The organism is Roseomonas sp. 18066, from assembly GCF_902706185.1.
Lineage (GTDB): Bacteria > Pseudomonadota > Alphaproteobacteria > Acetobacterales > Acetobacteraceae > Pseudoroseomonas.
This window is the reverse complement of record NZ_CACSJM010000055.1, coordinates 23,797-36,229: the sequence shown is the minus strand read 5'-3', so window position 1 is coordinate 36,229 and position 12,433 is coordinate 23,797. Positions and strand designations below refer to the sequence as shown.

Genomic DNA, 12,433 nt, shown 5'->3' with positions numbered 1-12,433 from the left:
CCCCCAGACCCCCGCCGGGGTGATCGTATCACCCCGGACCCCGCCGTCAGTTGGCGCCACGAGGCCACAGGCGGGACGCTGGCCGGGATTACTGGCTCGCCCAAAGGATCCGATGGATCCAGGCGATCTCGATCAGGTCGAAGCTGTAGTTCGGATGCGCCGGGTTCAGGCTGGCCAGCTCGATGCGGCGGGCGGACTGGCGCAGCAGCTCCTTCGCCATCACCTCGCCTTTCACCGTGCGCACCACCACCCGGTCGCCGCGGCGCACCGGGGAATTGGGCGAGACGATGATGACGTCGCCGTCGCGGAACACCGGCTCCATGCTGTCGCCGGAGATTTCCAGGGCATAGGCGTTGGGGTCGGACAGCTCGGGCGTGCTGATCTCGTCCCAGCCGCCGCCGACCGGGTAGCCGCCATCGCCGAAATAGCCATCGCCGCCGGCCTGGGCCAGGCCGATCAGCGGGATGCGCCGGCCCTGCATGGTGCGGCTGCCGCTGTTCAGCGCCGGGGCGCCGGTGACCAGCGAGGCGAAGCTGTCCATGTCGGTGCCGGTGGCGCCGAGGATCTTGGCGATGCTCTCGGTCGAGGGCCAGCGCGCGCGGCCATCGGCGCCGACCCGCTTGGACGGGTTGAAGGCGGTCGCGTCCAGCCCCGCCTTGCGGGCCAGGCCCGAGGGCGACAGGCCGTGCTCGGCCGCCAGGGCATCCACCGCCCGCCAGATATCGTCATGCCGCATGGGTGGATCATCCTAGGTTTTTGCGTCTGCCGCAATAGGAAAATAGTCGCGTTTAGGCCTTGACGCCTATAAACCGGATCGTAATGATTGACCCGGTACTCAACCAGAAGGCGAGGAACACCCCCCGAAATGACCGCCGCCCTTCGCCCGCACAATGCCCCCGTCCTGGCCTCGCTCAGCAAGGCCGAACCCTTCGCCAGCGCCGAGCAGGCCTGGTTCTGGACCATGAACGCCCTCGTCGCCCGGCGCGAGGGCGCCCGCATCGTCGCCGGCGCCGGCACGGTGCCGCGCCCCTGCGAGCCCGACGACGTGGTGAAATGCCTCGACCGGCTGTACCGCCAGCGCCGGATCGACCTGGCGCATGCCCGCATCCTCCGCCTCTGGGGCGAGCGCGGCCAGGCGCCCGACCCCCGGGCGCTGCGCGAGCGCGGCGACAGCCGGCTGTGGCGGGAGGCGCTGTCGCGGCTCGACTGGCCGCTGCGGCAGAAGGGCATCGTCGCCGGCCCGGCGATGGCGCTGCCGCCCGAGGACAGCGCCGCCGTGCTGCCCTGGCCGGGGCCGCGGCCGTGAGCCGGCCCGCGCAATCCCCGCCGATCCAGCCCCTGCGCATCGCGCCGCGCCATGCTTTGGCCGAGGGCGTGCAGCAGGTCTGGATCGGCTTCGGCGGCCGCGCCGACCGCGCCTGGCTGCGGCTGCTGCGCCCCGGCTTCCGCCACTGCTTCGCGGTGGTGGAGGATGCCCGCGGCTGGACGGTGATCGAGCCGCTCTCCGGCCGGCTGCTGGTGGCGCGGCCCGACCTGGTCGCCGGCTTCGACCTGCCGGGCTTCTACCGCCGCGCCGGGCTGACCGTGCTGGGCCCGTTCCAGCCCGGGCCGCCGGCCTGCGGCTGGCTGCCGGAGCTCAGCCCCTATTCTTGCGTCACCGTCTGCCGGGCGCTGCTGGGCGATGGCGCGCCCTTCGCCGTCACCCCGCATGGGTTGTATCGGCGTTTGGAAAAATCTTCCTGCAATAGGAATAAAATCATTGACGCGGCCTCGCTGAGAGCGTAGGACTGCAGTCGCCAAGGGGCGAGTTGCGCCCGGCGGCATCCTCCCCGCGCCCCCCCGACCTCGAGCCCTGCCGGGGGGGGGCTCCGGCAGGGTTTCTTCGTTCGGGCCGGTCGTTGGGTCCCCCCCGCAGCAGAGGAGCCCGCACGCGCATGGGTGGCCTGTTCCGAGCCCCGAAGCCGGTGGTCGTCGTCCCGACCGCCACGGCCGATCCGACCCCTGCCGCCGCGACCAGTCCCGAGGCGGCGGCGCAGACCGCCCGGGCCGACAGCCAGCAGCGCGCCCGCCGCGGCCTGGCCGGCACCATCGCCACCTCCGCCCGCGGGGTGATGGAGGAAGCCCCCGCCGCGCCCGTCCCGGCGCTCGCCCCCGGATTGGCCCCGGGATTGGCCGGCGGGCGCAAGACCCTGCTGGGGGAGTGAGCGCATGACCCTGACCCCCGAGACCCTGCTGCCGCGCCACGCGGCAGCGCTGGCCCGGCGCCGCCCGTGGGAGGGCGTCTGGCAGGAATGCTACGACCATGTCCTGTCCGGCACCCCCGGCGCCGGCGGCGCGCAGCTCTATGACGCGACCGCCCCCGACGCCGCCGAGCAGCTGGCCGCCAGCCTGCTGGCCGAGCTGACGCCGCCCTGGTCGCGCTGGTTCGGCCTGGCCCCGTCGCGGGCCCTGGCGGAAAGCGCCCAGGGCCCCGCCGCGGCGGCGGCGCTGGAGGAGGCGGCGGAGACGCTGCAGGGGCATCTGGACCGCTCCAACTTCGCGGTCGAGATGCACCAGGCCTTCCTCGACCTCGTCGTCGCCGGTAGCGGCGTGCTGCTGGTGGAGGAGGCGCCGCCGGGTGGCCTCTCCGCGCTGCGCTTCACCGCCGTGCCGCTGCGCGAGGCGGTGCTGGAGGAGGGCGAGAGCGGCCGGCTCGACACCGTCTACCGCGCCGCGGCGCTGGACGCCGCGACGCTGCGCCGCCGCTACCCCGACGCCGTCCTGCCACCGGGCATCGAGGGCACCGAGGAAAACCCGGTCCGCCACCGGGTGGTCGAGGCGGTGTGGCCGGAGCGGACCGGCTGCGGCTACCTCGCCGTGCTGGACTGGGAGGGGCGCGCGGTGCCGCTGGCCACCGGGCGGTTCCTGGACAGCCCGTTCCTGGCCTTCCGCTGGATGAAGGCGCCCGGCGAGGTCTATGGGCGCGGGCCGGTGATGAAGGCGCTGCCCGACATCCGCACCGCCAACAAGGTGGTCGAGCTGGTGCTGAAGAACGCCTCGATCGCGGCCACCGGCATCTGGCAGGCCGAGGATGACGGGGTGCTGAACCCGGCCACCGTCCAGCTGGTGCCGGGCGCCATCATCCCGAAGGCGCCGGGGTCGTCGGGGCTGACGCCGCTGGCCGCACCCGGCAACTTCGACATCTCGCAGCTGGTGCTGACCGACCTGCGCACGCGGATCCGCACCGCGCTGCTGGCCGACCGGCTGTCCGCCCCGCGCCAGGCCAGCATGACCGCGACCGAGGTGCTGGAGCGCAGCGCCGAGACCGCGCGCCTGCTGGGCGCCACTTACGGCCGGCTGCAGGCCGAGCTGCTGACGCCGCTGATCGCCCGCTGCCTGTCGATCCTGCGCCGCCGCGGCGAGGTGCCGCCGCTGCTGCTGGACGGGCGGGAGGTGCGGCTGACCTACGACTCGCCGCTGGCGCGCGTCCAGGGCCGCGCCGACGCCTCCAACACGCTGCTGTTCCTGCAGGCGGTGGCGGCGCTGGGGCCGCAGGCGACGGCGCAGCTCGACCTGGTCGCCACCACCCGCCACCTGGCCCGCGCGCTGTCCGCGCCGGCCGGCATCCTGACCCCCGCCGAGGAGTGAGACGCCGCATGGCCGAGAACCTGCTGGACCCCGCGCCCGAGAGCGACGAGGCCCGTCCCGAGGCGATCCCGGAGAAGTTCTGGGACAGCGACAGCAAGTCGCTGCGCATCGAGGCGCTGCTGAAATCCTATCGCGAGCTGGAGAAGCGCCTGTCGCAGCGGCTGGTGCCGCCGGGCGAGGACGCGCCGGAGGAGGAGCGCAACCGTTTTCGGCGCGCGCTCGGCGTCCCCGCCGCGCCGGAGGAATACGAGGTCGAGGAAAAGCACCCGCTCTGCGGGTCGGACCCCGAGATCAACAAGCGGCTGCACGGGGCCGGCTTCACCTGCGCCCAGGTGCAGCTGGTCTATGACCTGGCCGCCGAGCGGCTGCTGCCGCTGATCGCCGAGGCCGCCGCCGATTACGAGGCGCAGAAGCAGCGCGCCAAGCTGGAGCAGGAATTCGGCGGCGCCGAGGGCTTCCAGCGCATCGCCGGCCAGATCGCCAGCTGGGGCAAGGCGAACCTGGCGCCCGGCGTCTTCGAGGCGCTGTCGACCACCGCCGAGGGCGTGCTGGCGCTGCACCGGATGATGCAGAAGGCCGAGCCCAGCCTGGCGCGCGACGGCGCGCCACCGGCGCCGATCGACGAGCAGGCGCTGCGCCGGATGATGCGCGACCCGCGCTACTGGCGCTCGCGCGAGCCGGAATACGTCAAGCGCGTCACCGACGGCTTCAAGAAGCTCTTCGGCCAGGGCTGACGGCGCCCCCACGAATTTCCGCGGCGCAACCCCTTCGTGGGCGCCGCGGCCTGCCTGGCGCTGCGCGGCCGCCTGTCATGGCGGACAACCGCGCGCCCGGGCCGATGACCCCTGAAACCTGATGCTTCGCGAAGGAACACCGCATGTCCGGTTCCATTGACCAGGTCTTCATCAAGCAGTTCGAGTCCGAGGTGCACGAGGCCTATCAGCGGCAGGGCAGCAAGCTGCGCCCGACCGTGCGCAGCAAGACGGGCGTGCGCGGCGCCTCGACCGTCTTCCCGATCGTCGGTCATGGCATCGCCGCCGCCAAGGCGCGCAACGGCGCGGTGCCGGTGATGAACCTGGCGCATTCGACTGTCGAATGCTTCCTGCAGGACTATTATGCCGGCGAGTGGATCGACCGGCTGGACGAGCTGAAGACCAATGTCGACGAGCGCCAGGTGGTCGCCGCCGCCGGCGCCTATGCGCTGGGCCGCAAGACCGACGAGCTGGTGATCGCGGCGCTGGATGCCGGCACCGAGGAGGCGACCGACACCGCCACCGGCACCACCGACACCGACGGGCTGACCAAGGCGAAGGTGCTGCTGGCCTTCGAGATGCTCGGTGCGGCCGATGTCCCCGACGATGGCGGGCGTTTCGCCGTGGTCGGCTGGAAGCAGTGGTCGGAGCTGATGCAGATCGAGGAATTCGCCAACACCCAGTATGTCGGCGAGAGCGAGCTGCCCTGGAAGGGCACGCAGGTGAAGCATTGGCTGGGCGCGACCTGGATGCCGCATTCGGGGCTGACCAAGAGCGGCGACCTGCGCTTCTGCTATTTCTACCACAAGACCGCCATCGGCCATGCCGTGGCGCAGGAGATCACCACCGATCTGACCTGGCACGGCGATCGCGCCGCGTATTTCGTCAACAACATGATGAGCCAGGGCGCCGTGCTGATCGATCCGGCCGGCGTCGTCCGCATGCGCTGCTTCGAGTGACGGAAGGTCCAGGAAACTCAGTTTCCTGGCGGGAGAGCGCGAGAGGGCGGTGCCCTCTCGCTTTTCTTGTTTTTGTAGGAGGTGGCCGATGCCGTTATCCGCTTTGGTCCTGTGCTCGCGGGCGTTGCTGAAGATTGGCGCGCAGCCTGTGGCGTCCTTCGAGGAGGGCAGCGCCGAGGCGGAGGTGGCGGCCAATCTGTATCCGTCGGTGCGCGATGCGATGTTGTCGTCGCATCCCTGGAGTTTCGCGTCGGGGCAGATGGATCTGCCGCGCCTGCTGGCCGTCCCCGTCGCCGACTTCTCTTACGCGTTCCAGCTGCCCGCGGACTTTCTCCGCGTGCTGTCGGCGGGTGGCGAGGGGGCGGGCAGGGGCCTGCTGTACCGGCTGCAGGAGAACCGGCTGCACGCGGATTCGCCGCGCGTCACGCTGACCTATCTGTTCCGCCCCGATGAGAGCGTCTTCCCCGCCTTCTTCGCCAGCGCCCTGGCGACGCGGCTGGCGGCGGAGTTCTGCATTCCGCTGACCGAGAGCAGCGCGCGGACGGAGATGCTGCACCGTCTGGCGGAGGCGGAGTTCCGCCATGCCCGGCTGGTCGACAGCCAGCAGAAGACCACGCGGGCGCTGCAGGATTTCCCGCTGATCACGGCAAGGGGGTGAGCGATGGCCGCCGGCCGCAGCATCAAGACCAGCTTCACCGCAGGCGAGCTCAGCGACCAGCTGCTGGGCCGCGGCGACCTGCGCGCCTTCGAGAACGGGGCGCGGCGGTTGCGCAATGTCTTCATCGAGCCGACCGGCGGCGTGACGCGCCGGCCCGGGCTGCGGCATGTGGCAGTGCTGCCCGGCGCCGCGCGGCTGGTGGCCTTCGAGTTCAACACCGAGCAGACCTATCTGCTGGCGCTGACGCATCAGCGGCTGCAGGTCTTCCTGGGCGATGCCGAGGTGGCGAGCCTCGCCGCGCCCTGGACGGCCGCGATGCTCGACCAGCTGGCCTGGACGCAGAGCGCCGACACGCTGCTGCTGCTGCATCCCGAGATGACGCCGCAGAAGGTGACGCGCACCAGCCACACCAGCTGGAGCATCGGCGGCTGGGACTGGGTTTTCCTGCCGTATTTCCGCTTCCTGCCGCCGGGCATCGCGATGACGCCGAGCGGGACCAGCGGGGCGATCTCGCTGACCTGCACGGGCGACTTCTTCCAGCCCGGCCATGTCGGGTCGTCGCTGCGGCTCCAGGGCAAGCACCTGGTGGTCACCGGCGTCAGCTCGACCACCACGGCGACGGCGACGCTGTCGGAGACGCTGCCCTCGGCGGCGACGACCACGGATTGGGACGAGGCCGCCTTCAGCGGCGCCCGCGGCTGGCCGGTCAGCGCCTGCTTCCACCAGGACCGGCTGGTGCTGGGCGGCGCGCGCGACCTGCCGAACCGGCTGTGGCTGTCGCGCTCCGGCGACCTGTTCAATTTCGACCTGGGCAGCGGCCTCGATGACCAGGCGATCGAGTTCGGCCTGCTGTCGGACCAGGTGAACGCCATCCGCGCCGTCTTCTCGGGGCGGCACCTGCAGGTCTTCACCTCGGGCGCCGAATGGATGGTCACCGGCGACCCGATGACGCCGTCCTCGATCCAGCTGCACCGGCAGACGCGGATCGGCTCGCCGGTCGCGCGCAGCATCGCCCCCGTCGATGTCGATGGCAGCACCATCTTCGTCGCGCGGTCGGGGCAGGCGGTGCATGAATACGCCTATACCGATGTCGCCCAGGCCTATCAGGCGAACGACCTGGCGCTGATCGCGCGGCACCTGGTGCAGGCGCCGGTGGCCATGGCCTATGACCAGACGCGGCGGCTGCTGCATGTGGCCATGGCCGGCGGCTGGCTGGCGACGCTGACCCTCTACCGCGCCGAGCAGGTCACCGCCTGGACGCGGCAGGACACGCCAGGGCGCTTCCTGTCGCTGGCCGAGATCGACGGCACCGTCTGGTGCGCCATCGACCGCGACGGCAGCCCGCGGCTCGAACGTTTCGATCCGGGCCTCGCCGTCGATGCCGGGCTGACCGGCGGCAACACGGTCGCGCAGACCGTCTGGAGCGGGCTCGGCCACCTGGCCGGGCGCGTCGTGCAGGTGGTGGCCGATGGCGCGCCCCGCGGCACGGCGACCGTCGGCGCCGACAGCGTCACCATCGACCCGGAGGCCTTCGCGCTGCAGGCGGGCCTCGGCTTCGCCCATGTGATCGAGCCGCTGCCGCCGCAGCTGGGCGGCGCGGCGGGGGCGCGCAGCGGGCCGCTGCGGCTGGTCTCGGCCGGGTTCCGCCTGCTGGAGACGGCGGCGCTGTCCGTCGATCTGGGCCGCGGGCTGCAGCCGGTGCCGTTCCGCAGGCTGGATACCGCGCTGCTGGATGCGGCGCCGGCGCGCTTCACCGGCGATGTCACGCTGCGCGGCTTCGGCTGGCGGCGCGACACCCTGCTGCCGCTGTGGCGCATCGAGGGCGACACGCCGCTGCCGCTGACGCTGCTTTCCGTCACCACCGAGACGAGGATGACCGACTGATGGCCCAGCTCGCCCCCATCGCCACGCTGATCGGCACCGGCGCCTCGCTCTACGGCACGGTGCGCCAGGGCCAGGCGCAGGCGGCCCAGGCCAAGGCGCAACAGCAGCAGGAGGCGGCGACGCTGGCCGCCCGGCAGCAGCAGCTGGCCGCCCAGCAGGCCACCGACACGCGGGAACGCGAGGCGGCGCTGGAACGCACCATGGCCTCGACCCGCGCCCGGCTGGCGGCGGCCGGCGTCAGCCCCGACCAGGGCTCGGCGGCGGCGATCACCGCCGGGCTGCAGCAGGATGCCGCCGAGGCCGCCGCCGACAGCGACGACCGCTTCGAGGCGCGGATGGCGGCCGGGCGCAGCTCGCTGCTGAACGCCGACGGGTCGCTGACCACCTGGCTGCGCGCCGGCAACAGCTTCGGCGGCGCGCTGCGCTCGCTGCTCGACTAAGCGCCCTCCGGAACTGCGCTGCCCGGCTGACGCCGTCCCCGCCACCCTTCCGCAAGAGAGATCCGCATGGCCGAGCATATCCGCATCGGCGACATCGCGCCGCGTGTCCACTACGCGGCGGATGGCGCGCAGACCGTCTTCGTCTATCCCTTCCCGATCTTCGAGGCGAGCGACCTGGAGCTGCGCATCGACGGCCTGGAGCAGCCGGCCTCGGCCTATTCGGTCAGCGGCGCCGGCAGCTCGAATGGCGGCAGCGTGACGCTGGCCGTGGCGCCGCCGCTTGGCAGCCGGCTGCTGCTGCGCCGCGTGCTGCCGGTGCAGCGCATCACCGACTTCCAGCCGAACGGGCTGCTGCGCGCCGCGACGCTCAACGAGGAGCTGGACCGCCAGGTCGCCTTCACCCAGGAGCTGCGCGAGGAATTCTCCGGCGCGCTGCGGGCGCCGGCGACGGACCTGCCGGCCTCGCTGGTGCTGCCGGACAAGGCGGGGCGCGCCAACCGGGTGCTCGGCTTCGATTCGCTCGGCAATGCGACGGCGCTGCCGCGCGACCCGGTGATGCAGGTGCCCTTTGGCGGCGCCATTCCGCGCAGCATCGCCGACAAGCTGGCCGAGCGGCTGACGGCGCGCGACTTCGGCGCCATGGGCGACGGCGTCACCGATGACGGGCCGGCGCTGCAGGCGGCGATGAATGCCGCGGGCGCCTCCGGCCGGTTCCTGGAGATCGGCGAGGGCATGCACCGGACGACGGTGCCGCTGATCTTCCCGGGCGCCTCGGGCGGGCTGCTGATGCGCGGCGCCATCCTCTATGCCGGGCCGGGTGGCGAGACGGCGCTGACCATCGGCGACGGTGCGGCGGTGCGCAACCAGGCCAAGTACTACCACGGCATCCGCGTGCTGCGCGCCACCATCACCGACTGGCTGGACGAGCGCGACATCGGCGTGCTGCTGCGCAACCTCGACAGCTGCGTCGTCGAGCTGCGCCAGGTCGAGGGCTTCACCATCGGCATCCGCAGCCTGGGCGTCGAGCGCGGCGTCGAGGACAGCAACATCCATCTGGGGCGCATCGTCAACAACGGCATCGGCCTCGACGTGCGCACCCAGACGGCGGGCGCCTGGAACACGTCTGTCCGATACTATGGCGGCCACTTCGCCCATGGGCAGTCGGTTAACGTCGATCGCGACCGCTATGGCGTGCGCTTCTCGGCCGAGCCTGGCGCCTATGTGGCGCATAACCGCCACGTCTTCCACGGCCCCGCCTTCGAGCTGCAGTCGCGCGACAAGCCCTGCACCGGCATCCCCTTCCTGATGCAGGTGAACAGCCGCGCGGTGATGGTCTATGGCATGCGGATGGAGGGCTGCGACCCCTTCGTCGCCCGCCACACCGCCGGCGCCCAGGACCATGTCTACGAGGTCGCCTGGGCCAGCCAGGGCTACAATGTCTCGATCGACTATGCGTCGACCGCCACCCGCGTCGGCTCGGTGGTGCGGGCGCTGCACCAGGCGGTCGGCCATCGCGAGGCGCTGCGCCTGGTCGGCGACGTTTCCAACCTGCGCGCCGCCGCGATCCGCTGGAGCGCGACGGAGACGGGGTTCGAGAAGCTGGCGGCGCTGTCGACCAACGTCTCCGGCAGCCCGACGACGCTGCCGCAATTCACCTTCCGCGCGCTCGACAACTACACCCTGACCGATGCCGGCGTGCTGCTGACCGGCGGCCGCGCCATCGGCTTCGTCGTCGACACCCGGCTCTGCAAGGAATTCGCCCTCGTCGTCGATGCCGACGAGCCGCGGCTGATCGTGCAGTGCTTCGACGCGTCGATGGCGCTGATCTCCGAGCCGGTGCATGGCGCGCAGGTCAAGGCCTCGGGCATGTCGATGACCTGGGCCGAGACGCCGCGCTGGTGGCAGGGCAATGCCGACAATGCGGATGCCACCCTGACCCGGCTGCAGACGCTGCGGGTCGGTGCCGATGTCGCCTATGCCATCATCGGCGTGGCCCGGCTGGGCCGCGACTACGAGGTGCGGTCGATGCGCCTCTATTGCGACCCGGCCTTCGCGCCGCCGCTGCTCTACGGCCAGCCCAACCTGCCGCATGGCAAGCGGGAGCTGGTGGCCGAACTCGCCTGGGACCCGCCCAGCATCCTGGCCGGCGGCTCGGCGCAGATCGGCGTCTCGGTGCCCGGCGTGCACACCGGCGACTTCGTCCAGGCTGCCTTCAGCCGGCCCACCACCGGCATCGTCTTCCACGCCAATGTCGGCGCCGACGGGTTGATCACGGTGACCGCCTGGAACCGCCACACCGACCCCATCGACCTGGCGGCCGGCACCATCCGGGTGCGGGCGGTGAAGGCATGAAGCGTCAGAAAAAGCCGCCAGGGCTGGAAAGCCTGGAGACCGTCGTGCAGCGGGTGGTCGATGACTACGGCGCCTTCATCGCCCGCGGCCCGGCCCCTGGCGCGCATGACGATGCCCGCGCCTTCGCCGCCCACCATGCCGCCGCCAAATCGGCGCTGGCGCATCTGGAGCACCTGCTGAAGCTCGCCGGCCCTGCCGCGGCCGGCGAGGAGGACGGCGTGGCCCGGGCCGAGGCCCTGCTGCGCCAGGCACGCGGCGCGATGGCCGCGCCGCCCGACGACGGCGACGAGGAGGACCAAGGTTCCGATGACGGAGCGTCCGGTTGAGCTCAACGAATTCGTCTGGATCTGGAACAGCGAGGCAGGGCAGGGCACGCCGGCGGTGCATCGGCGGATCCTGCGCTGGCTCGAGGCGCGGCGGGCGGGGGGCGACACCCGGCTGCTGCTGATGGCCTTCCGCGGCTGCGGCAAGTCGACGCTGGTCGGGCTCTACTGCGCCTGGCTGCTGGCGCGCTGGCCGGAGACGCGGATCCTGGTGCTGGCGGCCGACCTGCCGCTGGCGACCAAGATGGTGGCGACGGTCCGCCGCATCGTCGAGCGGCATCCGCTCTGCGCCGGCCTGGTCCCGCCGGCGCCCGAGGCCTGGGCGGTGGACCGTTTCACCGTCGCCCGCCGCGGCGCGCTGCGCGATCCGTCGATGCTGGCAGCGGGGCTTTTTGGCAACATCACCGGCGCCCGGGCCGATGTCATCATCTGCGACGATGTCGAGGTGGCCGGCAATTGCGACACGCCGGGAAAACGGGAAGAACTGCGCGAGCGCCTGGCAGAAACCGAATTTGTCCTGACCCCCGGCGGCACTATTTTGTACGTTGGCACGCCGCATTGCGCCGACAGCCTCTACCGCGCCCCTTCTGCTGATGACGAGAAGAAACCCTTCCTGGCGGGGTATCGGCGGCTGACCGTGCCGCTGCTGAACGCCGCCGGGCGCAGCGCCTGGCCGCAACGCTTTTCCGTCGATGCCGTGGCGCAATTGAGGGAACGCGTCGGCCCCTTGCATTTCGGCCGGCAGATGCTGCTGCGGCCGATGGCCAGCGGCGCCGCGCGGCTCGATCCGGCGCTGCTGGTGCGCTACCGCGAGGAGCTCGACTACCGCGAGGCGCAGGGCCGCCCGGTGCTGCAATTGCTGGGGCGGCGGATGGTCTCGGGTGGCGGCTTCTGGGACCCCGCCTATGGCCGCCCCGGCCGTGGCGACGGCAGCGTGCTGGCCGCCTGCTTCGCCGATGCCGAGGGCCACCACTACCTGCACCGCCTGCTGTACCTGACCCACGACCCCGACGCGGCCGACGACCCCGCCACCCAGCAATGCCGCGCCGTGGCGTCGCTGGCGCGTTCTTTTCTGTTGCCCGTGGTGCGGGTCGAGACCAATGGCATCGGCCGCTTCCTGCCCGCGCTGCTGCGGCGGGAGATGGCCCGCGCCGGCGCCGCCTGCACCGTCGTCGAGCACCACAGCCACCGCCCGAAGCAGGAAAGGATCCTCGCCGGCTTCGACCCGCTGATGGCGGCGCGAAAGCTTTTCGCCCATGCGGCGGTGCTGGACGGCCCCTTCGCCACCGAGCTGGCCGAATGGCGCCCCGATGCCGCTGGCTTGCGCGACGACGCGCTGGATGCCGTCGCCGGCTGCCTGCTGGCCGAGCCCGTCCGCCTGCCCGGCGCGCCGCCGGCGCCGCGCGGCCCGGGATGGCGCGGCGTCTGATTGGGCGAG

13 protein-coding genes are annotated in these 12,433 nt (G+C 72.1%); 12 read left to right on the top strand and 1 reads right to left on the bottom strand.

Features of this window, described 5'->3' with window-relative positions:
• Positions 1 to 88 precede the first annotated feature (88 nt).
• The gene (locus GVN67_RS13295) at positions 89 to 736 is read right to left on the bottom strand and encodes a helix-turn-helix transcriptional regulator (RefSeq protein ID WP_159996658.1); all 648 of its coding nucleotides are present in this window, start codon (positions 734 to 736) and stop codon (positions 89 to 91) included.
• 129 nt (positions 737 to 865) lie between these two features.
• Here GVN67_RS13295 and GVN67_RS13290 point away from each other — a divergent pair, with 129 nt between their 5' ends.
• From GVN67_RS13290 to terL, 12 genes are all read left to right on the top strand, one after another.
• Positions 866 to 1,306, top strand: a complete 441-nt coding sequence (locus tag GVN67_RS13290) for a hypothetical protein (RefSeq protein ID WP_159996656.1) — start codon at positions 866 to 868, stop codon at positions 1,304 to 1,306.
• On the top strand, positions 1,303 to 1,785 hold the full coding sequence (locus GVN67_RS13285; protein ID WP_159996654.1) for a hypothetical protein: 483 nt from the start codon (positions 1,303 to 1,305) through the stop codon (positions 1,783 to 1,785). Before GVN67_RS13290 ends, GVN67_RS13285 begins: the two co-directional genes overlap by 4 nt.
• Positions 1,786 to 1,934: 149 nt before the next feature.
• Positions 1,935 to 2,204 carry a hypothetical protein gene (locus GVN67_RS13280; protein WP_159996652.1) on the top strand — a complete coding sequence of 90 codons (270 nt, stop codon included), beginning with the start codon at positions 1,935 to 1,937 and terminating at the stop codon, positions 2,202 to 2,204.
• A gap of 4 nt (positions 2,205 to 2,208) precedes the next feature.
• The gene (locus GVN67_RS13275) at positions 2,209 to 3,627 is read left to right on the top strand and encodes a portal protein (protein WP_159996650.1); all 1,419 of its coding nucleotides are present in this window, start codon (positions 2,209 to 2,211) and stop codon (positions 3,625 to 3,627) included.
• 8 nt (positions 3,628 to 3,635) lie between these two features.
• Positions 3,636 to 4,361, top strand: coding sequence for a capsid assembly protein (locus GVN67_RS13270; RefSeq protein ID WP_159996648.1), 726 nt, complete (start codon positions 3,636 to 3,638; stop codon positions 4,359 to 4,361).
• Between the two features lie 143 nt (positions 4,362 to 4,504).
• The gene (locus tag GVN67_RS13265) at positions 4,505 to 5,338 is read left to right on the top strand and encodes a phage capsid protein (RefSeq protein ID WP_159996646.1); all 834 of its coding nucleotides are present in this window, start codon (positions 4,505 to 4,507) and stop codon (positions 5,336 to 5,338) included.
• 88 nt (positions 5,339 to 5,426) lie between these two features.
• Positions 5,427 to 5,996, top strand: a complete 570-nt coding sequence (locus GVN67_RS13260; protein WP_159996644.1) for a hypothetical protein — start codon at positions 5,427 to 5,429, stop codon at positions 5,994 to 5,996.
• 3 nt (positions 5,997 to 5,999) lie between these two features.
• A complete protein-coding gene (locus tag GVN67_RS13255; RefSeq protein ID WP_159996642.1) occupies positions 6,000 to 7,880 on the top strand; it encodes a hypothetical protein in 1,881 nt (626 codons plus the stop codon).
• Positions 7,880 to 8,320, top strand: a complete 441-nt coding sequence (locus tag GVN67_RS13250; protein ID WP_159996640.1) for a hypothetical protein — start codon at positions 7,880 to 7,882, stop codon at positions 8,318 to 8,320. Before GVN67_RS13255 ends, GVN67_RS13250 begins: the two co-directional genes overlap by 1 nt.
• Before the next feature lie 66 nt (positions 8,321 to 8,386).
• A complete protein-coding gene (locus GVN67_RS13245; RefSeq protein ID WP_159996638.1) occupies positions 8,387 to 10,672 on the top strand; it encodes a hydrolase in 2,286 nt (761 codons plus the stop codon).
• Positions 10,669 to 10,998 (top strand): hypothetical protein, encoded by a 330-nt coding sequence (locus tag GVN67_RS13240; protein ID WP_159996636.1) that lies wholly within the window; start codon positions 10,669 to 10,671, stop codon positions 10,996 to 10,998. The genes GVN67_RS13245 and GVN67_RS13240 overlap by 4 nt, the downstream gene beginning before the upstream one ends.
• On the top strand, positions 10,979 to 12,424 hold the full coding sequence (gene terL, locus GVN67_RS13235; RefSeq protein WP_159996634.1) for a phage terminase large subunit: 1,446 nt from the start codon (positions 10,979 to 10,981) through the stop codon (positions 12,422 to 12,424). Before GVN67_RS13240 ends, terL begins: the two co-directional genes overlap by 20 nt.
• Positions 12,425 to 12,433 lie beyond the last annotated feature (9 nt).

What these genes read in the sequence shown, in the direction of transcription:
- GVN67_RS13255 (WP_159996642.1), top strand. Translation starts at nt 6,000, where the DNA reads ATGGCCGCCGGCCGCAGCATCAAGACCAGCTTCACCGCAGGCGAGCTC.
- GVN67_RS13290 (WP_159996656.1), top strand. Translation starts at nt 866, where the DNA reads ATGACCGCCGCCCTTCGCCCGCACAATGCCCCCGTCCTGGCCTCGCTC.
- GVN67_RS13250 (WP_159996640.1), top strand. Translation starts at nt 7,880, where the DNA reads ATGGCCCAGCTCGCCCCCATCGCCACGCTGATCGGCACCGGCGCCTCG.
- GVN67_RS13240 (WP_159996636.1), top strand. Translation starts at nt 10,669, where the DNA reads ATGAAGCGTCAGAAAAAGCCGCCAGGGCTGGAAAGCCTGGAGACCGTC.
- GVN67_RS13275 (WP_159996650.1), top strand. Translation starts at nt 2,209, where the DNA reads ATGACCCTGACCCCCGAGACCCTGCTGCCGCGCCACGCGGCAGCGCTG.
- GVN67_RS13245 (WP_159996638.1), top strand. Translation starts at nt 8,387, where the DNA reads ATGGCCGAGCATATCCGCATCGGCGACATCGCGCCGCGTGTCCACTAC.
- terL (WP_159996634.1), top strand. Translation starts at nt 10,979, where the DNA reads ATGACGGAGCGTCCGGTTGAGCTCAACGAATTCGTCTGGATCTGGAAC.
- GVN67_RS13260 (WP_159996644.1), top strand. Translation starts at nt 5,427, where the DNA reads ATGCCGTTATCCGCTTTGGTCCTGTGCTCGCGGGCGTTGCTGAAGATT.
- GVN67_RS13295 (WP_159996658.1), bottom strand. Translation starts at nt 736, where the DNA reads ATGCGGCATGACGATATCTGGCGGGCGGTGGATGCCCTGGCGGCCGAG.
- GVN67_RS13270 (WP_159996648.1), top strand. Translation starts at nt 3,636, where the DNA reads ATGGCCGAGAACCTGCTGGACCCCGCGCCCGAGAGCGACGAGGCCCGT.
- GVN67_RS13280 (WP_159996652.1), top strand. Translation starts at nt 1,935, where the DNA reads ATGGGTGGCCTGTTCCGAGCCCCGAAGCCGGTGGTCGTCGTCCCGACC.
- GVN67_RS13265 (WP_159996646.1), top strand. Translation starts at nt 4,505, where the DNA reads ATGTCCGGTTCCATTGACCAGGTCTTCATCAAGCAGTTCGAGTCCGAG.